The organism is Rikenella sp., from assembly GCF_056799795.1.
Genome location: NZ_JBQIQO010000011.1, coordinates 15,943 through 41,759 on the forward strand (window position 1 = coordinate 15,943; position 25,817 = coordinate 41,759).

Annotated in this window: 19 protein-coding genes and 1 tRNA gene; 6 read left to right on the plus strand and 14 right to left on the minus strand. The window is 56.4% G+C overall.

Features of this window, described 5'->3' with window-relative positions; translation table 11 throughout:
• From ACTO3O_RS04320 to rnr, 13 genes are all read right to left on the minus strand, one after another.
• Nucleotides 1-1,209: restriction endonuclease subunit S (locus ACTO3O_RS04320; protein WP_482596497.1), on the minus strand; the 1,209-nt coding region annotated here is incomplete at its 3' end.
• A 14-nt stretch (nucleotides 1,210-1,223) separates the two neighbouring features.
• Nucleotides 1,224-3,281, minus strand: a complete 2,058-nt coding sequence (locus ACTO3O_RS04325; RefSeq protein ID WP_298080775.1) for a type I restriction-modification system subunit M — start codon at nucleotides 3,279-3,281, stop codon at nucleotides 1,224-1,226.
• Between the two features lie 10 nt (nucleotides 3,282-3,291).
• Nucleotides 3,292-3,492 carry a helix-turn-helix domain-containing protein gene (locus tag ACTO3O_RS04330; protein WP_297831943.1) on the minus strand — a complete coding sequence of 67 codons (201 nt, stop codon included), beginning with the start codon at nucleotides 3,490-3,492 and terminating at the stop codon, nucleotides 3,292-3,294.
• Between the two features lie 989 nt (nucleotides 3,493-4,481).
• Nucleotides 4,482-4,555 (minus strand) — tRNA-Ile (locus ACTO3O_RS04335).
• Nucleotides 4,556-4,610: 55 nt separating this feature from the next.
• Nucleotides 4,611-6,515 (minus strand): excinuclease ABC subunit UvrC, encoded by a 1,905-nt coding sequence (gene uvrC, locus ACTO3O_RS04340; protein ID WP_297831940.1) that lies wholly within the window; start codon nucleotides 6,513-6,515, stop codon nucleotides 4,611-4,613.
• Nucleotides 6,516-6,593: 78 nt separating this feature from the next.
• Nucleotides 6,594-7,133, minus strand: a complete 540-nt coding sequence (locus ACTO3O_RS04345; protein WP_294592477.1) for an acyl-CoA carboxylase biotin carboxyl carrier protein subunit — start codon at nucleotides 7,131-7,133, stop codon at nucleotides 6,594-6,596.
• A gap of 33 nt (nucleotides 7,134-7,166) precedes the next feature.
• On the minus strand, nucleotides 7,167-8,651 hold the full coding sequence (locus ACTO3O_RS04350; RefSeq protein WP_297831936.1) for an acetyl-CoA carboxylase biotin carboxylase subunit: 1,485 nt from the start codon (nucleotides 8,649-8,651) through the stop codon (nucleotides 7,167-7,169).
• Nucleotides 8,652-8,988: 337 nt separating this feature from the next.
• Entirely contained in the window at nucleotides 8,989-10,533 is a 1,545-nt protein-coding gene (locus ACTO3O_RS04355; RefSeq protein ID WP_294592473.1) for an acyl-CoA carboxylase subunit beta, read from the minus strand.
• Nucleotides 10,534-10,967: 434 nt separating this feature from the next.
• On the minus strand, nucleotides 10,968-11,981 hold the full coding sequence (locus tag ACTO3O_RS04360) for an aldehyde dehydrogenase family protein (protein WP_297831048.1): 1,014 nt from the start codon (nucleotides 11,979-11,981) through the stop codon (nucleotides 10,968-10,970).
• A gap of 71 nt (nucleotides 11,982-12,052) precedes the next feature.
• Complete coding sequence (locus ACTO3O_RS04365) at nucleotides 12,053-12,505, minus strand: dCMP deaminase family protein (protein ID WP_294592469.1); 453 nt, start codon at nucleotides 12,503-12,505, stop codon at nucleotides 12,053-12,055.
• Between the two features lie 1,184 nt (nucleotides 12,506-13,689).
• A complete protein-coding gene (locus ACTO3O_RS04370) occupies nucleotides 13,690-13,977 on the minus strand; it encodes an HPF/RaiA family ribosome-associated protein (protein ID WP_294592002.1) in 288 nt (95 codons plus the stop codon).
• Nucleotides 13,974-14,921 carry a tyrosine-type recombinase/integrase gene (locus tag ACTO3O_RS04375; protein ID WP_297626473.1) on the minus strand — a complete coding sequence of 316 codons (948 nt, stop codon included), beginning with the start codon at nucleotides 14,919-14,921 and terminating at the stop codon, nucleotides 13,974-13,976. Before ACTO3O_RS04375 ends, ACTO3O_RS04370 begins: the two co-directional genes overlap by 4 nt.
• 24 nt (nucleotides 14,922-14,945) lie before the next feature.
• Complete coding sequence (gene rnr / locus ACTO3O_RS04380) at nucleotides 14,946-17,366, minus strand: ribonuclease R (RefSeq protein WP_297831040.1); 2,421 nt, start codon at nucleotides 17,364-17,366, stop codon at nucleotides 14,946-14,948.
• A 215-nt stretch (nucleotides 17,367-17,581) separates the two neighbouring features.
• Here rnr and ACTO3O_RS04385 point away from each other — a divergent pair, with 215 nt between their 5' ends.
• The 6 genes from ACTO3O_RS04385 (at nucleotide 17,582) to ACTO3O_RS04410 (ending at nucleotide 23,559) form a co-directional block, all read left to right on the plus strand.
• Nucleotides 17,582-17,968, plus strand: a complete 387-nt coding sequence (locus ACTO3O_RS04385) for a DUF805 domain-containing protein (RefSeq protein ID WP_297831036.1) — start codon at nucleotides 17,582-17,584, stop codon at nucleotides 17,966-17,968.
• A gap of 195 nt (nucleotides 17,969-18,163) precedes the next feature.
• Nucleotides 18,164-18,988 carry a pantoate--beta-alanine ligase gene (gene panC, locus ACTO3O_RS04390; protein WP_297831033.1) on the plus strand — a complete coding sequence of 275 codons (825 nt, stop codon included), beginning with the start codon at nucleotides 18,164-18,166 and terminating at the stop codon, nucleotides 18,986-18,988.
• A 26-nt stretch (nucleotides 18,989-19,014) separates the two neighbouring features.
• Nucleotides 19,015-20,049 (plus strand): phenylalanine--tRNA ligase subunit alpha, encoded by a 1,035-nt coding sequence (pheS, locus tag ACTO3O_RS04395; RefSeq protein ID WP_297831030.1) that lies wholly within the window; start codon nucleotides 19,015-19,017, stop codon nucleotides 20,047-20,049.
• An 11-nt stretch (nucleotides 20,050-20,060) separates the two neighbouring features.
• Nucleotides 20,061-20,402, plus strand: coding sequence for a translation initiation factor (locus ACTO3O_RS04400; RefSeq protein WP_294591989.1), 342 nt, complete (start codon nucleotides 20,061-20,063; stop codon nucleotides 20,400-20,402).
• A gap of 24 nt (nucleotides 20,403-20,426) precedes the next feature.
• Nucleotides 20,427-23,360: a hypothetical protein gene (locus ACTO3O_RS04405; protein ID WP_297831027.1), complete on the plus strand. Its 2,934-nt coding sequence runs from the start codon at nucleotides 20,427-20,429 to the stop codon at nucleotides 23,358-23,360.
• A gap of 7 nt (nucleotides 23,361-23,367) precedes the next feature.
• Entirely contained in the window at nucleotides 23,368-23,559 is a 192-nt protein-coding gene (locus ACTO3O_RS04410) for a hypothetical protein (RefSeq protein ID WP_297626454.1), read from the plus strand.
• 955 nt (nucleotides 23,560-24,514) lie between these two features.
• Here the strand turns inward: ACTO3O_RS04410 and ACTO3O_RS04415 are convergent.
• Nucleotides 24,515-25,786 (minus strand): dicarboxylate/amino acid:cation symporter, encoded by a 1,272-nt coding sequence (locus tag ACTO3O_RS04415; protein WP_297830346.1) that lies wholly within the window; start codon nucleotides 25,784-25,786, stop codon nucleotides 24,515-24,517.
• Between the last annotated feature and the right edge of the window lie 31 nt (nucleotides 25,787-25,817).

Below are 25,817 nucleotides of genomic sequence, written 5' to 3' on the forward strand. Positions count from 1 at the left end.
CTCGATTTCCGACGGTTTCCAGTGTTGTATGATTGATCCTCCGGCATCTCGTTCCGCCTGCATACCAACGATAACAGAATTAAGGACAAGCGTTAAATAATCAGGCATAAATTCATCATCCGTAATGGTCAGATGCAATATCGCGCCTGAGGTTATGACATTCATATCTTGTTCGACTTTATAAGCAATACCTACACTTCCGTCTTTAGAGAGTAGAATGGTATTTTGTTTAGGCCGAATTACATCTCCGTATTCATCTGGCGATAAATGTATTTCCGTATCCGAAAAACCGAATTTAGACAGATTGCTAACACGAATAAAAGGAATACCTTTATTTTGGTATGCTTCGCTTCCGGGTTCTATCGATTTGCGGATTTGGACTATATCTCCTAATCGTTTAGTCTCAAACTTGCTCAATCGAGAAAAAAGACCGTCGTATTTGGGTTGATAATATTCTGCATCCAACCGTCCGCAATTCACAAAGTCGGAAAATCGTTTCTGAGCTACGGTTGTACTAACCATAGCCGACAGATCGATATCTAACTCTTCGTGCAATATCAATTCGGCTTCTGAATAAATCGTTTTCGATAAAACTCTTAAAGAATTTGCTCGCATAAAGCATTCTTGAATCTTTTGTTGCAAATCGACATCAAGAATCGGGATTTCAATTTCTTTGACCTCTTCCGGATTTACATTGGTTTGATTAATTGATTGCCTTGCTCTGCGTTTTACATCCCATTCTCCATATTTGCAATTCAAATAGGCGCACAAATATTCCGGTAATATGCTGTCTTTAGGATTCAACCTTACCAGATAAGAAGCAAACGTCCGCTGTATATCATCATTTTGATAATATATACCCGTTCGACCGACCCATTCAAAGGAATTGGTTCGATTAAATAGCACATCCCTATCTTTTAATACGAATCTGTCGTATTCGGCTTGTGTAATATCAGCACATTTATCGACATCAAGATCGCATAACATATCATGAATCTCGTTCATGCGGTAAATAGGATATCCAACAGAATCCGTATTCATCTCGATAGATATACCGTATTGCGACGAAATAAGGTGTTCGCCGATTTTAGCATAAATAAGATCCGGATTTTTCTTTGGCTCTTTTGTGTAAAAAGAACTATCTATTCGAAAATCCTTATTACTTAATACTTCATAGAGCTTTTTTTCTTTTATCTCCAGCCCCTCCAATAAAGCCTCGTATTTTACTTTATCAAAGGGGCATCCGCGAAAAAAGATAGCTGTTCTTTCTTGGCGAATTCGACAAACGCCTCGGCAATGCCGTCGGGGGTAATCTGCTCTATTTCATTGCATTTTTTCTCTTCGTTCCAGTTGTAATTTACGGTTACGAGCAAATCATGATATACGATAGGGTGACCATATTTGTCGTAAAGCGCGAGTTTCGGATCGGTTGTCGTGCCGCTTTTATCCGATTTCCAATAGAGCTTATCGCCGCTATTGTTCTTACCCTCTTTCTGCTGGGTTGCGAAGAAGATGTTATAATCATCGACTTTCGGGCACAGTACGTCGTCCCATTTCTGAACGAACAATACGCTTGTCTTGGTGCCGGTATGCGGTTTGAAGGTGTTACCGTGCAGTCCCACGACGGCAAGAATGCGGCATCGTTCGGCAATATATTCGCGGATGGCTTTGTCGCTGCTGTTGTTGAATCTACCTTGCGGTAATACGATTGCCATACGGCCACCCGGTTTCAAGAAATTAAGGTTACGTTCTATGAAAAGAATATCACGGCTGACACTCTTTTGTGCCTTACCATTTTTCATACTCAAATCGTAACGACTTAAAATCTGCCCCTCTTTAATCTCACCGGCAAACGGCGGATTGGCCATCAGAATGGCAAAGTTGAACTGTCCAAAATCGTTGCCGACACGTAACTGTTTCAACCTTTTGAAGCCTTCATTGTAGGTATCTACCCATGTTTCTTCCTTTGTAACCGTATTCCAGCGGGCCCAATCGAGTGTATTTAAGTGCAGAACATTCGTATGACCATCACCGGCAATCAAATTCAGGGTTCGAGCGACTCGGACGGCTTTTTCATCGAAGTCGATGGCAAAAACATTATCGTGTACATATTCGATCTCCGCATGACTTTTCGGGGTTGCCGTGAACAGATGATTTACCGGTTTATTTGCTGCTATCTGCATCTGTTTCCATACGTGAAATATCGTGTGAACAGGGAATCCCGAGCTGCCTGCAGCCGTATCGATCATCGTTTCATCCACCTGCGGATTGAGCATTTTGACACACATATCGATAACATAACGGGGTGTGAAGTATTGCCCTTTTTCACCCTTGCTGCTTTTGCTCATCAGATACTCGAAAGCCTCGTCCACTACGTCGAGATTGGAATTGAACAATTTGACGCCTTCGAGCGAAGAGACGCAAATAGACAAATGTGGGGGAGTCAGAGCTATTTTTGCATCTTTAGCAAACACTCCAGTCCATTTGCTGCATGCCTTGCGGAAGAGGTCTTCGATTTTATTTTTCAATTGAATATCGCTTTGTCCGGAGTTGCGAAATACGAGATTGTAATCTTTCTCTGTAGCCCCAATTTGTTCGTCGTACAATTTAGCGAATATCAGTTTGAACACCTCCTCGAATACATCGACGCCGGCATTTGCCAGAACTTCATCCTCCATTTCGAGAATCAGGTCTTTAAGCGACTTGCCTGTTTTGGTCAGTTTGTCGTTTTTGACCAAATCGTCCATAGTAAAAGGAGTTTGCAGGATATCCTCCAATGTTTGGTACACATTGGGAATATTAGGAATATCCTTAAAATAGTTCGGATTCTGGCGTTGATAATAGGCTATCGTTGTTCCGTTAGTCCATACGGCCATACTTGCACCCGTCGCATGGGTGTAAGATTTCAGCTGTTCTCGGCCATCTTTGGCTTTCGGTTTTTTCAGCTCAACGATGATGTAGGCGACGTTAGCATCGTCATTATCCCGGATCACGATATCTGCGCGCTTGGTTTCACGTCCGAAATAAATCGGATATTCAAAAGCCAACCGGCTTTTAGAATATCCGTAATCATTTATCAATTTAGCCGCATATAATTGTCTGACAATTTCTTCCGGGGTCAGTTTTATTTCTTTATTACGCACAAGACATGATACAACCGGATAGGTTTTACCTTTTTTGTCCATCCGTTCAATAATCCGGTTCTCCAACTCGGCAATGACTTCTTGGCTGAACATATCCAAACTGTATTCGGAGCCTTTGAGGATTTCGTATAATTTCATATGTTTGGACTTATTTACTGATGATTAAATCTTTTGGATCAACATGTAGGATATTTGCAATCTCGAACAGCACATCCAAACTCGGCTGACGTCTGTTGCAGACATAAGAATTGACGATACAAAAACTCTTTCCGAGTTTTTCCGCCAACCATATCTGCTTGATGCCTTTTTCTTCAAGCACCTCTTTTATAGGGTTCTTTGGTTTATCCATGTTTAATCCGTTTGATATTTGCCTGTAAAAATATAAAACATAATGCAATAAAAAGATAAAAACAGAATAATATTCTAATCGTTCTTAATCTCTTTGATGTCGAACTTAGTTGCTCAAGAGTTTCCTAACCATTCGCATAGGTTTCAGAAGTATGATTCAGCCCCAAAGTTGCATTGCAGCCAAAAGAGAAAATACGATGCAGTTCCGTGTTCTTTTTTGGCTGAGCGATTGTTAGGAAGAAAGGCAAAAAGAGACGAAAATTCAGTTTAGTTTAGTACATTAGCCTATATATATGCTAAAGCAAAGTAAACTAAATTTAGGTAGGCAATTTGCCTTTCCATATGCCTATGACTTGATAGAAATAGCTACCTTTGCGAAGAACAAAACTCCAATAGGGATATACCCATAAGACTGAGGTTTGTCATTTTCTCTTTTGGCTGCAACAATTCATCGATGCGCTTCAACAAGATATTCTCAGAAGAGCGACTGGTTGTTGGGAAAAACGACTTGAAAAACACTTTTAGTACGACCAAGCGCAAGGGATGAAATCAAGTGAAAAGTAAAAACCGAAGAATCTCCTAAAATACCGATTTTGTTTCTATTCTGTTTCTTTTGCAAGGTGTTGCAATTACCATCTTATTGATATACAATAAACTAAATATAAACAAAATAACATTTACCAGATTTCCTGCCAAGGATAAAAGCTAAACACTTTCATCGAAATATGTCCGCCGGAACCCGAAGTCCCGACACGGACAAAGATAGAAAATGTTTTGCTGCAAACAACACTCTGCGGGGTATTGCGAGGACAAATTTCGGTCAAAAAGCGATGAAAATCAAGATAGAAATTCAAAAGAGTTTATCGTAGCCTAGGCCGCTACATGCCTTGCAAAGCGAGAAAACTGTCGCTGTCTGAAAAAGACACCGTACCTATCGGACAAAAAAACGTCGCTCCCTAAACAAGAAAGCGACGCTAAAATAGAGTGCTGTGGGCCCAGAGGGGCATGATCCCACGACCTTCGGATTATGAGTCCGCTGCTCTAACCAACTGAGCTATGGGCCCTTTCCCGGCCACTCCGAAGAGCGGCATCAGAAAATATCTGTGCAAAAGTATATCATTACCGGCCAATCTCCAAATCCGGAGCCGCAGTCGGCGCCGGTTCTTCCTCCGGGGAGAGGCTGCCGGCAGCCTCTCCCCGACCGCGCAGGTAGTCCGTCAGAATCTTCGCCCGCCCCGCGCCGATCAACTCCGCCAGCTCCTCCTGCGGCGTGCGCCCCATCCGTGCCAGCGTCCGGTATTTCTTGAGCAACCGGTCGATAGAGGTTTTGCCCAGCCCCGGCACGTTCTCCAGCTCCGATTTCAGGAAGTTAATCGACCGTTTCTGGCGGTGGAACGTAATCCCGAAGCGGTGCGCCTCGTCGCGGATGTGCATCAGGATGCGCAGTGACTCGCCGGTCTTGTCCAAATAGTGCGGCAGCGGATCGCCCGGGTAGTAGACCTCCTCCATCCGCTTGGCCAGCCCCACGACCGAGACCCGCCCTCGCAGCCCCAGCTTCTCCAAAGCCGCAAAAGCGAACGAAAGCTGCCCTTTCCCCCCGTCGATCACGATCAGGTCGGGCAACGGCTGCCCCTCGGCCTGCAACCGCCCGTACCGCCGCGTGAGCACCTCCTCCATCGAGGCGAAGTCGTTGGCTCCGACCACCGTTTTGATGTTGAAATGGCGATACTCCTTCCGGCTGGGCCGCCCGTCGCGAAAGACGACGCACGAGGCCACCGGATTGGTTCCCTGAATGTTCGAGTTGTCGAAACACTCGATATATCGCGGTTCGACCGGCAGCCGGAGGTCTTTCTGCATCCGGGCCATAATCCGATCGGTGTGCCGGTCGGGATCGGTCTTTTCGATCTGTTTGAACTTTTCGAGCCGGGCGATTTTACAATTCTTCTCGGCCAAACGCAGCAATTCGAGTTTATCCCCCCGCTGCGGAACCGTGAAATTCACCGTCGGAAAGAGCTCGGCGTCAGGCATCATCGGCACGATAACCTCCCGCGGCAAAGGTATCCCCTCCTCCCGCTCCTCGCCAAAAATCTGGCCCAGGGCGAAGGTCAGCAGCTCGTCCGGCGACTCATCCAACCGCCCCCGCATCTCGAAGGTGAAGGAGTGCACGACCGCTCCCCGCACGATGCGCATGTGGTTGCAAAAGGCCGTCCCCTCGTCGTGCAGCACGTAAACCACCTCCAGGTTGGTCAGGGTGGCGCTGACGATCACCGAACGGCTCGAATAGTCGGCCAACAAGGCGAGCCTGTCCTTCGCCCGCGCCGCCTGTTCGAAATGCAGCCCCTCGGCGAGCCGCTTCATCTCGGCGGTGAAATAGGCTTCGGCTGGCCGCAGGTCGCCCCGCAGGATATTCTTGGCCGCCGCGATATTCGCCATATACTCCTCCTCGCTCTGTAACCCCACGCAAGGGCCCTTGCAGTTCCCGATGTGGTACTCCAGACAAACCGAATAGGTACCCCGGGCAATCGCCTGGGGCGCGAGGTTGAGTTTGCAGGTGCGCAGCGGATAGAGCCCCCGGATGAGCTCCAGCACGGCGCGCTGCATGCTCACCGAGGAGTAAGGCCCGAAATAGAGGGAGCCGTCTTTGATGAATTTACGGGTGGAAAATATCCGCGGGAAGGGTTCGTTTTTGATGACGATCCACGGATAGCTTTTGCTGTCTTTCAGCAGGATGTTGTAGCGGGGCTGGAGCTCTTTGATGAGGTTGTTTTCGAGCAGCAGGGCGTCGGCCTCGCTCCCGACGACGATGTGGCGCAGGTCGGCGATCTGACGCACCATGACCTGCACTTTCCGGGTGTGGTCGGCCCGCGAGACGAAGTAGGAACTCACGCGTCGTTTGAGGTTCTTGGCCTTTCCGACGTATATGATGGTTCCCTCGGCGTTGAGAAACTGGTATACGCCCGGCCCCTCCGGCAATAGAGCGACCTTTTCCCGGACGTGTTGTTCGGTGGTCTGTTCGTGTGTCATCTCTCCTCCCCGGTAAACGGAATCTTCCGCAGATTTATTGAACGCCGCAAGACCACCCCCTCAGAGGATCAAGGCCGATCAGTGTTCGGCCTTGATTTCGATCAACACGTCGTCTTTCCCGACCGTCTTCCCCGGCACGACGGTCACTTTAGTGACCGTCCCTTTCATGTGGGTCGAGATGGTGTTCTGCATCTTCATCGCCTCCAGCACGAGCAGCGCCTCGCCGCTCCCCACCGCCTGTCCTTCGGTGACGAAAACGTCGAGTATCTTGCCCGGCATCGGTGCCTTGATGACCTCTTTCTTGGACAAGCCGGCCTTGGCGGCCAGCATGCGTTTCCGGCTGAGCGAGAAGGGGGTCTCGACGGAGAACGAGTAGCTGACGCCGTTCAGGATGATATTATAGGTATTGGCGCTCTGCCGCGTCACTTCGTACGGATAGCGCAATCCGTTGCAAGAGAGCACGTTCACTCCGTCGGCTTCCCGCACGAGGTCGATCCGGATCGGTTTCTTTTGATAGCGGTATTCGTAGTTGTCTTTGACCGAAAATTCGTACTCGGCGTTGGTGTTCGTGTCGAGGGCGATCAGTTTGGTCGTATTGGTCGTTTTCTTCGGTGTCATAGTTGGAATAGCCTAAGAGAAATGGACGGAGAATTACAAGTTCCGGATCCGTCGGTTGAGCACCCACGGGTCGATTCCGGTCTCCGGCCCGACGTCGGGCACGGTTTCGTGGGTGTACTGGTACAAAGCCAGCATGGCTGCCATCAGCTCTTCGTCCGGCTCGCGGTAGACGAGCGATTCGAGTTTCGTTTCGATGAACGAGGTGTCGAAATCTCCGCTCCGGAAGGCTTCGTTGTGGAGCACGGCCTTGCAGAACGGGATGGAGGTCTTCACGCCCTTGATATGGAACCGTTCCAAAGCGGACAAGGCCCGTTCGATAGCCTGTTTGCGATCCTTTCCGTGAACGATGAGTTTGGCGATCATGGAGTCGAACCACGGGGTAATCTCCGACCCCGGCACAATCCCCGTGTCGATCCGAATATTGTCCCCCTGCGGCAAGCGCAGCTGTTTGATCGTCCCCATGGAAGGGGTGAAATCGGCCTGTACGTCCTCGGCATTGATCCGGCACTCGATGGCCCAGCCGTCGAGCTTCACGTCGCTCTGTTTGATGGGCAGCTTCTCGCCGGATGCGATCCGCAGCTGGAGTTCCACCAAGTCCAGTCCGGTAATCTCCTCGGTAATCGGGTGTTCGACCTGGATCCGGGTGTTCATCTCCATGAAGTAGAAGTTTTTGTTCTTGTCGAGCAAAAACTCTACGGTTCCCAAGCTCTCATACCCCGCTCCTTTGGCCAGTTTAACGGCCACACGGGCCATCTTGCTCCGCAATGCGGCATCGATCCCCGACGACGGGGCCTCTTCGAGGAGTTTCTGGTGCTTGCGCTGCACGGAGCACTCCCGTTCGCCGAGGTGCACGACGTTCCCGTGGGCATCCGCCACGACCTGAAACTCGATGTGTTTCGGGTTTTCGAGGTATTTCTCGATAAAGACCGACGGATCGCCGAACGCGCTCTGGGCTTCCGAAGAAGCGGCATGGAACATGCGTTCCATCTCGCTCTGTTTGTGAACGATCCGCATCCCGCGCCCGCCGCCGCCCGATGCGGCTTTGATAATCACCGGATAGCCGATCTTCTTGGCGATCTTCACGCCTTCTTTGACATCCTTGACGCTCCCTTCGCTCCCCTGAAGCATCGGCACGCCGTTTTTCGCGGCAATCTCCTTGGCGATGATCTTGTCGCCCATGTCCTTGATAAGCTTGGCGGGCGGCCCGACGAACTTCACGCCGGCATCGGTACATTTCTGTGCGAACTCTGCATTTTCCGACAGGTACCCGTACCCGGGGTGCAAAGCCTGAATTTTATTGTCCACGGCGAGTTTCACGAGGTTTTCTATATCGAGAAACTCGGGGGTGGTGCCGTCGGTCTCGGGAAAGTCGAGCACCTGGTCGGCAAAATCCAAATAAACGGCGTTGGGCTCTTTGACGGTGCGAATCACGTAGGTCTTGATCCCCATCCGTTTGGCTGTCCGGCAAATCCGAATGGCGATCTCGCCGCGATTGGCTATCAGTAACGATTTGATCATATACTTCTCTTTATCAATTCGATTATCTGTGTCTACCCGCAGAGAACTGCCGCTTTTTGGAAAAAGCGGCACCAAAAACTTTTAGTTAGCTACGCTACTCCTTAGGCTCCGCAGTCCTTAATCTCTGCGATTGCTTTTGGGTCGGGGTTCTCCGGGGCGCGTAGGGTAATACCTGCATTATCGCGCCCCGGAAGAATCCCCGGCCCAACAAATCATCCGAGAGCTGGGCCGCCGGCAGCTTTAGGATGCGTAAGCATCCTCCAAAAGTCTTTTGGGTACCTTTTCTTCAGAAAAGGTACGGTTCCATACAGGGCAAATACGGATAAACGAACGGTTATTAAAGCGGTGTATTGCCGTGTTTGCGTCTCGGCAGGCTGACCGATTTTTTCTCCAGCGTTTTCAGCGCATTGATAATCTTCGAACGCGTCGCCCGCGGATCGATCACCTCGTCGATAAATCCCTTCTCGTCCGCCACATACGGATTGGCGATCTCGTCGCGATACTTCGCCGACAGCTCCTTCTTGAGCGCCACCGGATCTTCGGCCTCCGCCAGCTCCTTGCGGTAGAGGATCGCCGTAGCTCCCTCCGGCCCCATCACGGCAATTTCGGCCGTCGGCCACGCATAGCAGAAGTCGCCGCCGACCCCCTTGCTGTTCATCACGATATAGGCCCCGCCGTAAGCCTTCCGCAGGATGACCGTAATCCGCGGTACCGTCGCCCGCGTGTAGGAGTAGAGCAACTTCGCTCCGTGTCGGATAATCCCGGCGTGTTCCTGATCCGTCCCCGGCAGAAAACCCGGCACGTCTTCGAACGTAATAATCGGGATATTGAAGCTGTCGCAGAAGTTGATGAACCGCGCCCCTTTCACCGAAGCGTCGATATCGAGCGTCCCGGCCATCACCTGCGGCTGGTTGGCCACCACCCCGACGACATAGCCGCCGATCCGCGCCAACCCCGTCACGATATTCCGCGCATGTCCCGCCCCCACTTCGAAGAAACGACCGTGGTCGGTAATCATCCGAATCACCTCCAACACGTCGTACGGTTTATCCGGGTCGTCCGGCACGATGTCCAGCAAAGCCTCTTCGGCCCGATCGGCCGGGTCGTCGGTGCCGATAAACGGCGGATTTTCGATATTATTGGCCGGCAGGAACGAGAGCAACATCTTGATCCCTTTAATGGTATTCTCGTCGTCGCTGAAGACGAAATCGGCAACCCCGGTCTTGGTCGAATGCACGGAAGCGCCCCCCAACTCCTCTGCGGTCACCTCTTCGTTCAACACCTGCCGCACGACGTCCGGCCCGGTGACGAACATATAACTGGTCGACTCGGTCATAAAAATGAAGTCGGTCAAAGCAGGCGAATAAACAGCGCCCCCCGCAGCCGGCCCCATAATGGCCGAAATCTGCGGTATCACGCCCGAGGCCAGCACGTTCTGCCGGAAAATATTGGCATAGCCGTTCAAGCTGGTGATCCCTTCCTGGATCCGGGCCCCGCCGGAGTCGATCAAGGCGATCAGCGGCGATCCGGTCTTGAGGGCCATGCTCTGCACTTTAACGATCTTGGCGGCGTGCACCGATCCGAGCGATCCGCCCAACACATTGAAATCCTGCGAGAAAGCATACACCGACTTGCCGCCGACTGTGCCGTACCCGGCAATCACGCCGTCTCCCAAAGCGGTCGTAGACTTACCGAAACCTCCGCCGGCGGCAGGGGTGGCATATGCGTCCACTTCTTCGAAGGTGCCTTCGTCGAACAGCAGCTCGATCCGCTCACGGGCGGTCAGTTTCCCGCGGTTGTGCTGCTTTTCGTAATATTTGGTGTCGTATTGTTTCTCAAGGGCGGCCTGACGGGCCAAAAATTTTTCGTATGCTTTTCCCATAATCTGTCTCGTTTTAACCTTTGATTATTCCGTATCTACCCGCATGGAACCGTACCTTTCTTGAAAGAAAGGTACCCAAAGAACTTTCATGATAGCTACGCTACGCCTTACGCTCCGCAGTCCTCAGTCTTCGTGAGTCTGTCGGGCTGGGTTTTCTCGGCGAGCGCGCTTAGGGTATTATGCCCATTATTAGCGCGCTACGCCGGAAAACCACAGCCCAACGAACCAACCGAGATTTGGGCCGCCGGCAGCGGGAGGATGCGTAAGCATCCGTCGAAAGTCTTTTTGGTTCTTTTTCTTCAGAAAAAGAACAGTTCTATACAGGGCAAAGACCGAATAATCCATTGCCTTCACACGCGACAAAATTAACCAAATTTTTCCGGAATGGTTCATATAAAAACATCGACCCAGTTCGCCCCCCAGCGAACCCCACGTCAAAGAGAGAGAAGAAACCGAACCGTATCGACCCCATCCGCATAGTCCGTCCACCCCGGATGCTGCGTTTCACCCAAACGCACCCTGCGCGGAAACGCCTCCGGAACCGCTCCCGCCGCACACTGCAACGCGCTTTCGTGCCGTTCCAGCCACTCCACCACCTCCGCCTCCGAACGATACTCCGACCAAAAGACCTCCCCCACCTTCGGCACCGTCGGCCCGGCCTCCATCTCCAGATAGCGCAGCAGAAAAAAGCCGCCGTCGACCACCCGTTCGCCCCCCATCGCCGCCATCGCACGCGCATAGCGATAGCAAGCTTCGTATTTCGGATGCACTTCCCGGTCGCAAGCAGCCAAACGGGCCACCAATCGCGTCCTGTCATACCCCTGCGGCACGAACAGACGCACCACGCTCCGACACCCCAGCCCCCAATAAAGAAACATATCTTCGCTCAACCCCTCCACCTCCCGGTCGCTCTCCGCGCCGTTCAGCACCGCCACACTCTGCCGTGCACCGCGCAGCAGCACCGGCAGCCCGGCGAATTGTCGGGCAAACCGATCGCGCGTCGCATCGCTCCCGGTGGCGATCACCCCGTCCCATCCGGTCGCCCCGGCCGGCAGAGCGTCGAGGAGTTCGACCTCACAGCCGTTCTGTCGCAACGCGCGGACGACATATTCCATCAACGCCCGATCTTTGGACGAAGGTTTGACCCACACCCGACACCCCACCGCTACGGCAGCGGCCAGATCGGCAAACCCGACCAGCGGTAGATTCCCGGCCATCACGATCCCCACCGACCTCCCCGTCGGTTCGGCCAAAGAATACCGATCGAGCCAAGCCCGAAGCTGTTCGGGACGCAACAAATCGTTCCTCAAAGCCCTCACAGCCGCCTCGATCTGGCACGGAGTGAACCACTCGTTTTCCCGTCCGGCCTCATCGACCGCCCGCCTCCACTCCTCGCCTTCGAATCGGGAGGCCAGCTCAATCAAGGGGGCGATATGCTTATTTTCCATCTTTTTCTTTTCCAACATCACGCAAAACAACGAGCCTCCGGAACGCGTTTGTTCCGGAGGCTCCATGCGAATTACGCTTTCTCTGCGTCACCCAGTTCCGTCACCTGCACGACGTCGATACCGGCACGCCGCAACAACTCCACCCCATCGGCGGAGTGATAGTCGTCGCAAAACACCACCCGCCGAATCCCCGCCTGGATAATCAGTTTAGCACACTCGATGCACGGCGAAGCGGTCACATATAAGGTCGATCCCTCCGAACTGTTGTTCGACTTGGCGACTTTGGTAATGGCATTGGCCTCGGCATGCAGGACGTAAGGTTTGGTCAGCCCCGTGGCGTCGTCTTCGCACACGTTTTCGAACCCTTGCGGGGTGCCGTTATAGCCGTCGGAGATGATCATCTTGTCGCGCACGATCAACGCTCCGACCTGTCGCCGAACACAATAGGAGTTCTCGGCCCATATCCGGGCCATGCGGATATACCGGCTGTCGAGCAGCCGCTGTTTCTGTTCCTTATATCCCATAGATAAAGAACGTGCTGTGCGTTTTTCGTAATCTTTTATTCGAGCCTGAGGTCGATTCGGGTCAGAATAGCCGGACGGGTTGTTCAATCCGACAGCAAACAGACTGCTCCGCCCCGGGCTACCGCGGTAGCGGCGAGGGTGCGTTGCGCAACGTAGGCAGCAGCGGATACAGCAGGTCGTCTACGGTCAACGGTATCAACGGGGTATACTTGCATTTCTACGAAGCGAGTCTCGATCCCAGTCACATGGCAAACCGGGCACGCGGTTTTCAGTTACGTTGCCTCTCGGAATAAACGGGATGCCACTCGCGGGGGCAAGGGGCTGGAGTTATCCTAACTAGCTCGATTTTGGCGGCCAGAACCAGCGGGGGCCAAACGAGCTCAGCGAGTTGCGCCCCCCTTTTGGGGGAAGGCCGCAAGAGCACAGCCCATTCGTCTCTTATTTAAGCTGTTCGCCGCCAGCGGAGGCGCAATGAGCCCCGACGAGTGCAGCCCGCCGCACGGGGTGGCGGCGAACTGCGCGGCTCTACGAGCCGCAAAAGCAACAATCCATTCACCGCCCAAGGCTGCCGGATTCGTCCTCGGGCGCGCCCCCCACGCGCCGCTAATGCGTCGCTCTCGCCGAGGACGGCGATTCCTCTCGGAATCACGCTATTCGCTCTCAGTTCAAGCGGTCGAAGCCTGCGGGGCCCAAAAGCAACGTGAGTTGCGGGCCTCCGCGGTCGGAAGCTTCGGCCCGCGCGCCTCTGCGAGTCGCAAAAGCACAATCCAACCCACTGCTCCGTGTCCGCCTCACTGCGGCTCCGCTTTCGCTCCGCCGCTTTTTTATGTCCATTCTTTGTCCGCGCGCCTTGGAAAATCTGATTCAAAAGCGAACATCGCTTTTGAATGATTTTCCTGTTAAGGCGTTGGCGCGCGACCGAGCTTCGACCCGCCTGAAACTGCCCTGCGCGGGCGGCGGCCGGGTGACCCCGGCGGGACGGAGCGATACTACGTATCGCTAAGGCAGCCTCGGCCCAATTCCTTGCCCCGTTTTTTGTTCGCGCGCCTGCGCGATTTAGTTTGAGGGTACTGCCCTCGGGCCGCGCGGGCCCCACCACGTCCCGTGGACGGGAAATGCTTACGCATTTCAACTACCAGCCTCTACCCCAAAACGCACGACAGCCTCGACCGAGCCCAACCGACCTACTTGTCCTTGTAACGTTCGATCTGGCGTTTGATCGCGTCCACGCAAAGGTCGATCGACTCCTCGAACGACTTGCTGCGCCGCTCGGCCACCAATTCATGACCCGGGATCGCCAACTTCACCATCGCCACTTTATTCCCCGCCGCGTCGTCCTTGTCCAGTTTGAGCGTCACTTCGGCGCCCGTACTGTTATCGATCTTGCGATCCAGCTTACCTACCTTATGTTGCACGAAATCGATCAGTTTCTGATCGGCATCGAATTTCACGGATTGAATCTGAATGTTCATACTTTATCCTCCTTCGTTTTCTGAATATTTGACATCGCCCTCGGATGGGCCTGATTATAGGTCTTCTTCAAAGACTCGATGGTGTTGTGGGTATAAATCTGCGTCGCCGCCAGCGAAGCATGTCCCAAGAGCTGCTGCACCACCCGCACCGAAGCGCCGTGTTGCATCAGATGCGTGGCGAAAGTGTGCCTCAACACGTGCGGCGACCGCTTCCCCTGCACCCCCGCCGCCGCGAGGTAGCTCCTCACGATGCCATACACCCCCTGCGCCGAAAGGCCCCGTCCTTTGTTGGTTAAAAATAGACAATTTTCCGCCGACTCGCAAATTTTTTCTTTCGCCCGGAGCAACAAATAGTGTTCCAAACGTGTCGCCACCTCCGGCAAAATCGGAACGATCCGCTCCTTGGCCCCCTTTCCCATCACCCGCACCGTCCCGGCCCGCAGGTCGATACTCCCCAACGTCAGCGAAGCCAGCTCGGAACGCCGCAAACCGCAACCGTAAAGCAACAGGATCACCGTCGCGTCGCGCTCGATCGGAAACTCTTCCGAGGGTTCCTCCAGCACCCGCACCAATTGCGTCATCCGGCTCTGTTCCACAAAGACCGGCAGCCGCCGTCCCCCGCGCAACGCCTTGATCTCGCGCACCGGGTTGGAAGCCACGATCCCCTCCCGCATCAGATAGCGGAAGAAAGAGCGCAAGGTCGATATTTTCCGATTGACGCTTCCAACGGCCGTTCCCGCCTCGACCTCGCGCATCACCCACCCCCGCACATCGGCCAAAGTCACCGCGGCCGGATCGAATCCGGCCGCAGAGGAAGAATCGGCCGCCGCTTTCAGGTAGGCCTCGAAACCGCGCAGGTCGCGGGTGTAGATATCGACCGTCGCCGGCGAACAACGCCGTTCGGCGGCCATGTAACGTCCGAAGCGTTCGATAGCGTCCGACATCGCCCCCTCTCCTCTCCCCGATGGTTACTCCTTCGAGCGTCCGCCCCGCGAACGCGATTTGCCGCCTCCCCGCCGTTTCCGCGACGAGCCGCTGCGCGACGAACCGCCCCCCTGCGCCGCTCGTCTGGCCTCGCGCGCCGAAGCGCCCAGACCGTCGCCCGAGACGGCCGGTTCCGGCAGCCGATCCAGTTTCCGGGTGTGGAAGTCGATCGTCCCGACCATCTCGAAGTCGAGCTGCTTGCGGCTCAAGTCCGCCCGCTTGACCCGAATCCGCACCTCGTCGCCCAACGTAAACCGCCGCCCCGTGGTATGTCCCACCACGGCATAGTTCTCGGCATCGAACGCGTAGTAGTCGTCCGACATATCCCGCAAGGCGACCATCCCCTCTATCTTGTTTTCCGCGAGTTCCACATAGATCCCCCAATCGGTAACGCCCGAGATCGAGCCGTCGAACTCGCGCCCCACCTTGTCCTCCATGAACTCGACCATCTTGTATTTGATGGACGCCCGTTCGGCCTCGGCCGCCCGAATCTCCATGGCCGACGAGTGGTCGCACAGCTTTTCGTACGTCTCCTTGTCCTCCGACTTGCCACCGTCCAGATAGTGCTGCAACAGGCGGTGTACCATCATATCCGGATAGCGCCGGATGGGCGAGGTAAAGTGGGTGTAGTAATCGAACGCCAAACCATAGTGTCCGATATTAGTGGTCGAGTAGACCGCCTTGGCCATCGACCGGATAGCGAGAGTCGATACTAAATTCGCCTCCTTCTTCCCCTTGATGTCGGCCAGCAGTTTGGTCATCTCTTTGGCCACCGCCTTCCCTTTCTCAGCCTTGAAATTGTAGCCGAAGCGGGTGATGAAAGATTTGAAGTTGGCCAGCTTCTCTTCGTTCGGTTTGTCGTGGATGCGGTAGACGAACGTCCGTTCCGTCCGCTGTCCCGGCCGCTTGCGCCCGATGAACTCCGCCACCTTGCGGTTGGCCAGCAGCATGAACTCCTCGATCAGCTGGTTCGAGTCCTTGATCTCTTTAAAGTATACGCTGAGCGGTTTCCCGTGTTCGTCCAGCACGAACTTCGCCTCATCGCGTTCGAACCCGATCGAGCCGTTCCGGAACCGTTCCGCCCGCAGTTTCTTGGCCAGCCGGTCGAGCGTCAGGATCTGTTCGCGCAACGGCTCGTTCTGCGTCTCCGGCCGCCCCTCGATCACCGCCTGCGCCTCTTCGTAGGCGAACCGCCGGTCGGAGAGGATCACGGCGCGCCCGAACCACTCGTTCAGCACCTTAGCCTCGTCGTCCAGTTCGAAGATGGCCGAGAAGGTGAGTTTCTCCTCGTTCGGACGGAGCGAACAGAGGTCGTTGGACAAAGCCTCGGGGAGCATCGGCACGGTGCGATCCACCAGGTATACGCTCGTCGCCCGCTCCACCGCCTCGGTGTCGATGGCATCGCCCGGCCGCACATAGTGCGTCACGTCCGCAATATGCACCCCGACCTCCCAATTTCCGTTTTCGAGCCGCCGGATCGAGAGCGCGTCGTCGAAGTCCTTGGCGTCGGCCGGGTCGATCGTGAAGGTCGCCACGCCCCGCATATCTTTGCGCCGCTTGATTTCAGCCTTCGTAATCCCCGCCTTGATCTTGTCGGCGGCCTGTTCCAGCTCTTCCGGGAAGTGGTACGGCAGGTCGTATTCCGCCAAAATGGCGTGCATCTCGGTGTTGTTGTCTCCGGAATTTCCCAGCACGTCGACCACCTCGCCGGTCGGGTTTTTCGAAGTCTCGGGCCATTCGACGATCTGCACGATGACCTTCTGCCCGTTCTCCGCCCCATTGATCGATCGGAGCGGCACGAAAATGTCGGCCGGCATCGTCCGCGAGTCGATAATCACGAAAGCGTACTTCTCCGAAATCTCGATCCGCCCGACGAACGTGCGTTTGCCCTGTTCCAGCGTCTCGACCACCTCGCCCTCGATCCGTCCGTCGCGCCGACGGCCGATAATGGCCACCCGCACCCGGTCGCCGTGCAGCGCATGGTGGGTGTTGCGCGGCTCGACGATGATATCTTTCTCGCCCTCGGCGGCATCGTCCACGATGATATAGGCCATCCCGCTGGCGGTCATATCCACGCGCCCGGTCTTCGTGGGCAGCTGCTTCCGCACCAGTCGGTACTGCCCCGCCCCTACCTTTTCGAACACCCCTTCGGCCGCCATCTCGCGCATCAGGTCGTGCACCATCTTCCGCCCGTCGTTGCCCTGTATGCCGATCTGCTTGGCCGCCATTTTCGAGTCGTAAATCCGCGACGGATGGTCGGAAAAAGCCTCGAACAACATCCGTTTGATCTCCCGTACCGCCACCTCCGGCACATTCGGGCGCTCCTCGCCCGTCGCCTGCCGCACCGCCTGAGCTCCGCCCTTACCGCCGCGAAGCCCCAATTTCTTTTTCAGTTTCTTTAACATCTATTCTTACGTAAATTATGCGGCTCAAAGATAGTGATTTATTCACGGGGCCGGGACAGCGCGGCGCGAAATTCCCGAAAAAAGAGCCCTTTTCGGCCCGACACGAAAGAGATCGTGAGTCCGAATCAAAAATTAAATCCTTGTTTTTTCTGCCGACTTTCTGACAGAATCACTATTTTTGCGACAGATTTTTCACACATCAAATACCATTCACTATGGAAAACATCAACGAAAACAACACCGTTGCTACGAGCAACATCCACCCGAACGGCGCCATCGAGTGCTACAAGCTGTTCTGGACCAACTACGCCAACTTCGCAGGCCGGGCACGGCGGAGCGAATTCTGGTGGCCGACGCTCTTCAACTGCATTCTGGCTGCCATCCTGAGGTACATTCCGGTCGTAGGCCCGTTGTTTGCACTCGCCGTGCTGGTTCCGAATCTGGCAGTGGCTTCGCGTCGTCTGCACGACACCGGCCGGGCTTTCGGCTGGTTCTTCATCTGCCTCATTCCGGTGGTAGGTACCATCCTGTACATCATCTGGCAGGCTCAGGACAGCCAGCCGGGCGAAAACCGGTTCGGCGCCAATCCGAAAAACGCCTAACGACCGTCCGGAACCCGGAGAGTACGACGTGCTCTCCCACTGAGTTTCCTCTCTTTTTTGCGCCTCCGTACCCGAATCTTCACCGGGTGCGGAGGCGTAATTTTTCGGTCTCGTTTATAATCCGTATTTTTGTCTGTTTCCGCTGCACGCGACCAGGTACCGCGCGCGGTCGTTTTCAAGCCATATCTCAGAAAAATGAAACTTTGCAGGCGGGCGTCGGAGCTCGCAGAATACACCGGAACCGTCGGTTTCGTACCGACGATGGGCGCCTTGCACGAAGGCCACCTCTCGTTGGTCAAGGCCTGTCGCGAAGCGTGCGACACCACCGTAGTCAGCATCTTCGTCAACCCCACTCAATTCAACGACCCGAAAGACCTCGAGAGCTATCCGCGCACCGAGGCGGCCGACCTCGAACTGCTCGAAGAGGCGGGCGTCGATTTCGTTTTCGCGCCTTCGGTAGCCGAAATCTATCCGGAACCGGATACGCGGGTGTTCGATTTCGGCGGGCTGGATCGGGTGATGGAGGGCGAACACCGGCCGGGACACTTCAACGGGGTGGGACAGGTGGTTTCGCGGCTCTTCGAGATCGTCCGGCCGCACCGGGCGTTTTTCGGCGAAAAGGATTTCCAGCAGTTGGCGATCATTCGCCACATGGTGGCGCAGCTGGGGCTGCCGATCGAGATTACGGGCTGTCCGATCGTGCGGGACAGGGACGGATTGGCGCGGAGCTCGCGCAATGCGTTGCTCCTGCCGGAACACCGGGCGGCGGCGCCGCACATCTATGAGGTGCTTTCGGAGGCGGCCCGGAGCTTGCGGGGGGCTGTTTCGGTGGCGGAGGCCAAACGGAGGATCGCCGAACAAATCGACGCGAACCCGTTGCTGAAGACGGAATATGTCGAAATCGCGACGGCGGATACCTTGCAGCCGGCGACGGAGTGGGGATCGTCGTCGGGCGACCTGCGCTGCTTCGTCGCGGTGCAGGCGGGGGCGGTGCGGCTGATCGACAACGTCGCGATTTAACCTACGGACAATCAAAGAAAACGATTATGATAGCGCAGATAGAAGCATTGCAGGCCGAAGTGGAGGCTTTCGCGCCGAAAACGCCGGCTGAGGTAGAGGCCTTCCGCATCCGTTTGTTGGGCAAGAAGGGGAGCATTACGGCCTTGTTCGACGCGTTCAAAAGCGCGCCGGCCGAAGAGAAGCGGACGCTCGGGCAGGCATTGAACCGGCTGAAGACGACGGCCGCGCAACGGATCGAAGAGCTCCGAACGGCTTTGGAAGAGGCCGCGCTGGCGGCAGGGGCGGGAGATGGAGCGGAGATGGACATGACGCGACCGGCGACGGCGGAACGGGTCGGGACGCGCCATCCGATTTCGCTGGTACGGAACCGGATCCTCGACATTTTCGGCCGCATCGGCTTCGTACCGGCCGACGGGCCGGAGATCGAGGACGACTGGCATGTCTTCACGGCCCTGAACTTCCCGCCGGAGCATCCGGCGAGGGATATGCAGGACACCTTCTTCGTTGAAAAAGATCCGGACATCCTGCTGAGGACGCACACCTCGTCGATCCAGGTGCGGGTGATGCAGAACCAGCGGCCGCCGATCCGAGTGATCTGTCCGGGACGGGTCTTCCGCAACGAGGCGATCTCGTATCGGGCACACTGCATCTTCCACCAGGTCGAAGGGCTCTATATCGACCGCAACGTCTCGTTCGCAGACTTGAAACAGACGATTCTCCACTTCGCCAAGGAGATGTTCGGCGAAAAGTCGGAGATCAGAATGAGGCCCTCCTACTTCCCCTTCACCGAGCCGTCGACCGAGGTGGACGTGTCGTGTAATCTGTGCGGGGGCAAGGGCTGCGCGGTGTGCAAACACACCGGGTGGCTCGAAATCATGGGAGCCGGGATGGTCGACCCGAACGTCCTGGAGGCGTGCGGGATCGACAGCCGGGAGTACTCGGGCTTCGCGTTCGGGATGGGGGTCGAACGGATCGCCATGCTCAAATACGGCGTCAAAGACCTGCGGCTCTACTTCGAAAACGACCTCCGGTTCCTGCGGCAATTCACGCCGGTATTCTAATCCGATACGCCATGAGCCAGAACGACTGGAAAGCGCGCCTGGGCACGGTCTACTCCACCAATCCCGACTTCGAATACACCACCGACGCCGCTCCGGAGCAGGAGACGCTCGCGCCGGGCAGGCAGCGGCTGCGCGTAGCCCTCGACCGCCGGAACCGGGGCGGAAAACAGGTGACCGTCGTGGCCGATTTCGTCGGCACGGAGGAGGACCTGAAAGAGCTGTGCCGGTTCCTGAAACAGAAGTGCGGCGTCGGCGGGTCGGCCAAGGAGGGAGAGATCATCATACAAGGCGACTTTCGCGACAAAATCGTCGGCATACTGACCGAGGCGGGATACAAGGCCCGTAAAATCTGACCCTTTCCTCTTTTTCTTATTCTTATGTTCCGTCCGCTCTTCGGCCGCTTTCTGCTGCTGCTCACCCTGCTGCCGCTCGGTGCACAGGCGCAATTCTACTACAACGGACGCGGCCCGGCCGGTCTCCGGTGGCGACAGATCAAAAGTCCGACCTATAAACTCGTCTACCCCGACTATTATGCGCCGACGGCGACGGCGCTGGCCGGTTTCATGGACTCCATCGCGCCGACCATCACCCACGGTTTCACACGCGCGCCGCAGCGAATCCCCATCGTTTTACACACCGAAAACCTCTACTCGAACGGCGAAGTCGTCTGGGCCCCGAAACGGATGGAGCTCATGACCACGGCTCCGGCGGGCGGGGACATTTATGCCGATCCGTGGCTCAAGCAGCTGGCCGTGCACGAGAGCCGGCACGTGGTACAGCTCTCCTCGCTGCGGAGCGGACTGACCCGCATCGCTTCGTGGCTCTTCGGCGAGGCGGGGACGTGCGTGGGGATGCTGGTGACCCCCACCTGGTACCTCGAAGGAGATGCGACGCTGGCCGAGACGCAATACTCGGAGTTCGGGAGGGCTTATCAGCCGTCGTTTACGGTCGGCATGCGGGCTTTGTTCGCGGCCGACAGCGCGAACGTCCGGCTCCGGAGCGACGTGTGGAACGCCGGCTCCTACCGGCGGTATGTGCCGGGGGTATACGAATACGGTTACCAGTTGGTGGCGGCGGGCGAACGATACTACGGGCCGGAGGTGTGGAGCCGGGCGGTGGAATATGCGGGCAAGTGGCCCATTCTGATCGTGCCGATGCGCCTCTACCTGAAACGGCACTACGGCGCCCATCTGAGCGACATCAGCCGCCGGGCGCTGGGAGACCTGTACACCCACTGGAAACCTTACTCGGCGGTGTCGAACAGCTACCGGACACTGACCGCTCCGGCGCGACGGAAGAGCGGCTTCACGATCTATGCCGACCCGCTCTCCACGCCGTGGGGAGTGGTGGCCACCAAGACGGATTACGACACGCCGACGCGGTTCGTGATGTTCGACACGACCGCCACGAAGCGGCGGCATCAGGAACGGACTTTGCGGTGGATCGCTCCGCCGTCGAGCCGGCCGACGGTGGCGGGGAACACGTTGTGGTGGACGGAATTCAAGCCCCATCCGGTGTGGGAGTACAAGACCTATTCGGTGGTACGCAGCCTCGACCTGACAACGGGCCGGCGGCACACTTACGGACGCTGGCAGGCCAATTACTTCGCCACGCCGCTGACTTTTCCGGACGGAGAGCGGAAATTCGTGGCGACGGTCTCGCCGGACAGGCTGGGAGGGAGCGATCTGGTGTTGCACGACGCGAAAGATTTTCGGGAGGTCGACCGGCTGCGGTTCGACGGGCTGACCACCCTGCACGGCTTGGCGTGGGACGACTCCACGCGGACGCTGTCGTTCATCGTATTGGGCGAGCGGGGCATGCACTTGCAGCGCACCTGGATCTCGACAACAGGGCGGTTTACGGCAGTGGAGGAGGTGACGGAGCCGTCGATGACGACGATCAGCGGGCTGACGGCAGACGGTCGGGGGCGGCTCTATTTCAGCTCCATCGAGTCGGGAAAAGACGAAATCCATACGATTGACCTGACCGAGGCGGGCTATCCGGAACGGCGGATGACGACTTCGCGATTCGGAGCTTACGGGCCGGCGGGGGACGCTTCGCGCGGCGAGGTACTATTTACCACCTACACCGCAGCGGGTTACCAGATCGCCAAAACCGGCATCGCTGCCGCGCAGGATACGGTCGTTCGACGGCGGCTGCCGAAGAATCTGCTGAACATTCCGGCACCGGCATGGGAGGTGCCGACGATGAGCGCCTTGCCGATGGACGACTCTGTGACGACGCATAAGGTGCGGAAATACAACAAGGCGCTGCGGTGGTTCAACGTCCACAGCTGGGCTCCGGTGACGGCGGATATGGACGACCTGCTCAATGCAGACGAGCGGGGTCTGGCGATCGGCTTCGGAGCGAGTCTCTTTTTCCAGAGCGTGATGGGCGACAGCTACGGGACGGCGACCTACGGGCGGATGCAGGGGAACGACCGGCTGCACGCGTCGTGGACGTATGCAGGGTTGCCGATGCAGATCACGGCCGAGGTGGAATACGGGGGTGGGAAACAGGGCGTTTATGCCTCGGCGGAGGATCGGGCAGTCGGCATCTACGTGCCGGGCGGGCTGAAAAACTACCTCCACCTGCGCGGGACGATCGCCGTACCGCTGCGTTTCTCGGGGGGGAGTCACCTGCGGCTCTTCCAGCCGTCGTTCTCGGTCACGCACTACAACACGCTGCTCTATCGCAGCACCGACACGGGTTTTACGCTGACCCGGGGGTATCAGAAATATCAGACTTCGCTGTGGTGGAGCGACAACCGACGGGCTTCGACACGGTGTATCGTGCCGCGGTTGGGCTATGCGGTGCGGGCGGATGTGACAGGGGCATTCAACGACCGATTCGGACGGTTGTACAGCCTCTATCTGCGGGGTTATTTGCCGGGTTTGCTGCGGAATCACAGCTTTACGATACGAGCTGGAGCGGCTTATCAAACGGAGGCGGAGTTAGGCTTCGCACAAAAACCGCTCTTTCCGCGCGGCGCTTACAACGGCTGGGCGGCTAAGTATTACGGGGCGGCTTCGGTGGATTACACCTTTCCGGTCTGCTATCCGGACGGGGGGATCAACGGGTTGATCTATTTCAAACGCATCTGGCTCAACCTGTTCGGCGATGCGAGCCGGGGTCTCTATTTCGCCGACGGAGGCAGGACGCAGGGACAAAACATCTGGTCGTACGGCGGCGATATCGCGTTCGAGGTGAATGTAGCGGGTTCAACGACGCCGGCGACGGTCAAATTCACGCTGGCTTCGCCGTCGAATACCGATTTCTATTTCGGAGCAGGCCTGTCGCTGAGTTTCTAAGTTTTAAATGTACCCCACCCCGGGCTTCCGCGATTTCAATGCGGGCATTTTGGGCGTCGTCGGAGACGGTGGGTTCAGCCATTCGTCTACGGTCAGCGAAACTTACGGCGTCAGTTTGCACCATTACACTCAGAGCTTCCATCCCGGCAACGCCAGCCGTCGCGCTTCCGGTTTTCAGTTGCGTTGCCTCTCGGAATAAACGGAACAGAGAGTTTGTCAATTCCTCGGCGACCCGCTTGGCCGACGTATTCGTGCCAAGGCGGAGCTTTTTATTAAAGTTACCGCGCACCTACACGAACAAAAAACGGGACAAGAAGTTGGGCTGAGGCCGATAGTGGAAATGCACAAGCATTTCCCGTCCCGCCGGGGTCACCCGGACGCCGCCCGCGCAGGGCAGTTTCAGGCGGGTCGAAGCTCGACCGCGCGCGACAGCTGGAGAAGGAAATCATTCAAACGCGTGTGATGCGTTTGAATAAGATTTCCGCCAGCGCGCGGACAGAGAGCGGTGCGAGGAATTGGGCTGAGGCTGCCCGCGTTGCATAGGGGTAGAGGCTGTCAGTAAAACGCCCTGTGGGCGCGCCCGCCCGGCGTAAGGGCAGTACCCTCCTGTCGGACAGACACGCGCCACGCCTTAGGAGGGAAATCGTCAAAATGCACTTTGTGCGTTTTGACAAGATTTCCCCAGGCGCGCGAAAACGCGGCGGAGCGAAAGCGGAGCCGCAGTGAGGCGGACACGGGGCAGTGCTTTGGGGCGAGCTTTAGGCTGAGAGCGAATAGCGCGATTCCGAATGGAATCGCCGTCCTCGGCGAGGGCGACGCATTAGCGGCGCGTGGGGGGCGCGCCGAGGACGAATGGGCCATGCTTTTGCGGTTCGTAGAACCGCCGGGCTTGCACGCTGGGCCTTCGGCCCACCCCCGGAACGCGCAGCCCGAACCCGACAGAATTGGACTGAACTTTTGACCGTGCTTTGGGCATTGCTTTTGCGATCCAACGGGTCGCCGGCCCTGTCGCCGCTAGGGCTCCGACCCGCCTAAACGAAAAACGAATGGGCGACAACCCGAAAACGACAGGCAGGAGGTAAATTGAGTTGAACCCTTGCGGCTCGCACGCTTCGGTCTGAATCAGCCCCAGCCTAATCCCCTGCAAATTCCCCCTACTCCGACATCGACGTCCTCGCATCCACGATCGAAGCCACCGTCGCATCGCCCGTGACATTCACCACCGTCCGCAGCATATCCAACGGCCGGTCGAGCCCCAGAATCAGAGCCAGCCCCTCCGGCGGAATCCCCACCGACGACAACACCATCAACAGCACCACGATACTCCCGCCCGGCACCCCCGGCGTCCCGATCGACGAGAGCGTCGTCGTCGCCACAATCGTCAGCAACTGCACCCCCGTCAGGTCGATCCCCAACACCTGAGCGATAAACACCGCCGCCACCGCCTGATACAGGCTCGTACCGTCCATATTGATCGTCATCCCCATCGGCAAGACAAAAGAGGTGACACGCTGCGAAACCCCCAACTTTCGTTCGACGACCTCCATATTGAGCGGCAGCGTCGCCGCGCTCGAACTGGTGGTGAAAGCCAACAGCTGCACCGGCGACATCGTCCGGAGGAATTTCCGCACGGGAATCTTCGAGAAAAAGTGAACCAGCAACGGATAAAACAGAAAAATCATCAACAAAAGTCCCAACACCACCGTCACCACATAGAGCCCCAACGCCCCGAGCAGCTCCAAATTCCCCGCCGTGTCGGCGACCATCCCAGCCATCAAAGCCGCCACACCGATCGGCGCATACCGCATAATCAGGTCGATCAGTCGCAGAAGAATCGCATCCAACGCGTCGATCAGCTTCATGAACGGTTCCGTCCGCTCCCGTCCCGCCGACAGAACCGCCACCCCAACCAGCACCGCGATCACGATAATCTGCAACATCCGACCGTTATCGCCCATCGCTCCGATCCAGTTGTCCGGAAAGATATCGACCAGAAACTGCAACGGCGGCACCTCGGCCATCCCCTCGGCCTGGACGCTGCGTTCCGTGACAGCCGCCCGATAATCCGCCTCCATAGCCGCCGCGCTCTCGGCGCCTACGACCTTCCCCGGGGCAATCGCCTCGACGAGCACCAGCCCGACCGCAATGGCCAACACGGTGGTACAGATATAGATACCGATCGTCCGCAAACCGATTTTCGAAAGCGAGGCAATGTCGCCGAGGCTCCCCACCCCCTTAATCAGCGAGACCATCACGAGCGGAATGGCGATAAATTTCAGCAGGCGCATGAAAATTTCGCCAAAAGGTTTCACCCAGTCGGTCACCAGACCGGAGAAACCGCACGGAACGGCCAACAGACCGATCGCGATCCCGACTATCATCCCGAGCAGGATTCGGGCATACAAAGGAATGGCACTGAATTTCATTCGATCAGGCGTATATCTGTAAAAAAGGCCT

Coding starts and splice junctions, on each gene's coding strand:
- ACTO3O_RS04400 (WP_294591989.1), top strand. CDS start 20,061: ATGAGCCAGAACGACTGGAAAGCGCGCCTGGGCACGGTCTACTCCACC.
- ACTO3O_RS04405 (WP_297831027.1), top strand. CDS start 20,427: ATGTTCCGTCCGCTCTTCGGCCGCTTTCTGCTGCTGCTCACCCTGCTG.
- ACTO3O_RS04355 (WP_294592473.1), bottom strand. CDS start 10,533: ATGGGAAAAGCATACGAAAAATTTTTGGCCCGTCAGGCCGCCCTTGAG.
- ACTO3O_RS04365 (WP_294592469.1), bottom strand. CDS start 12,505: ATGGGATATAAGGAACAGAAACAGCGGCTGCTCGACAGCCGGTATATC.
- ACTO3O_RS04415 (WP_297830346.1), bottom strand. CDS start 25,786: ATGAAATTCAGTGCCATTCCTTTGTATGCCCGAATCCTGCTCGGGATG.
- panC (WP_297831033.1), top strand. CDS start 18,164: ATGAAACTTTGCAGGCGGGCGTCGGAGCTCGCAGAATACACCGGAACC.
- pheS (WP_297831030.1), top strand. CDS start 19,015: ATGATAGCGCAGATAGAAGCATTGCAGGCCGAAGTGGAGGCTTTCGCG.
- ACTO3O_RS04360 (WP_297831048.1), bottom strand. CDS start 11,981: ATGGAAAATAAGCATATCGCCCCCTTGATTGAGCTGGCCTCCCGATTC.
- ACTO3O_RS04410 (WP_297626454.1), top strand. CDS start 23,368: ATGTACCCCACCCCGGGCTTCCGCGATTTCAATGCGGGCATTTTGGGC.
- ACTO3O_RS04345 (WP_294592477.1), bottom strand. CDS start 7,133: ATGACACCGAAGAAAACGACCAATACGACCAAACTGATCGCCCTCGAC.
- ACTO3O_RS04330 (WP_297831943.1), bottom strand. CDS start 3,492: ATGGATAAACCAAAGAACCCTATAAAAGAGGTGCTTGAAGAAAAAGGC.
- ACTO3O_RS04385 (WP_297831036.1), top strand. CDS start 17,582: ATGGAAAACATCAACGAAAACAACACCGTTGCTACGAGCAACATCCAC.
- rnr (WP_297831040.1), bottom strand. CDS start 17,366: ATGTTAAAGAAACTGAAAAAGAAATTGGGGCTTCGCGGCGGTAAGGGC.
- ACTO3O_RS04325 (WP_298080775.1), bottom strand. CDS start 3,281: ATGAAATTATACGAAATCCTCAAAGGCTCCGAATACAGTTTGGATATG.
- ACTO3O_RS04370 (WP_294592002.1), bottom strand. CDS start 13,977: ATGAACATTCAGATTCAATCCGTGAAATTCGATGCCGATCAGAAACTG.
- ACTO3O_RS04375 (WP_297626473.1), bottom strand. CDS start 14,921: ATGTCGGACGCTATCGAACGCTTCGGACGTTACATGGCCGCCGAACGG.
- ACTO3O_RS04350 (WP_297831936.1), bottom strand. CDS start 8,651: ATGATCAAATCGTTACTGATAGCCAATCGCGGCGAGATCGCCATTCGG.
- uvrC (WP_297831940.1), bottom strand. CDS start 6,515: ATGACACACGAACAGACCACCGAACAACACGTCCGGGAAAAGGTCGCT.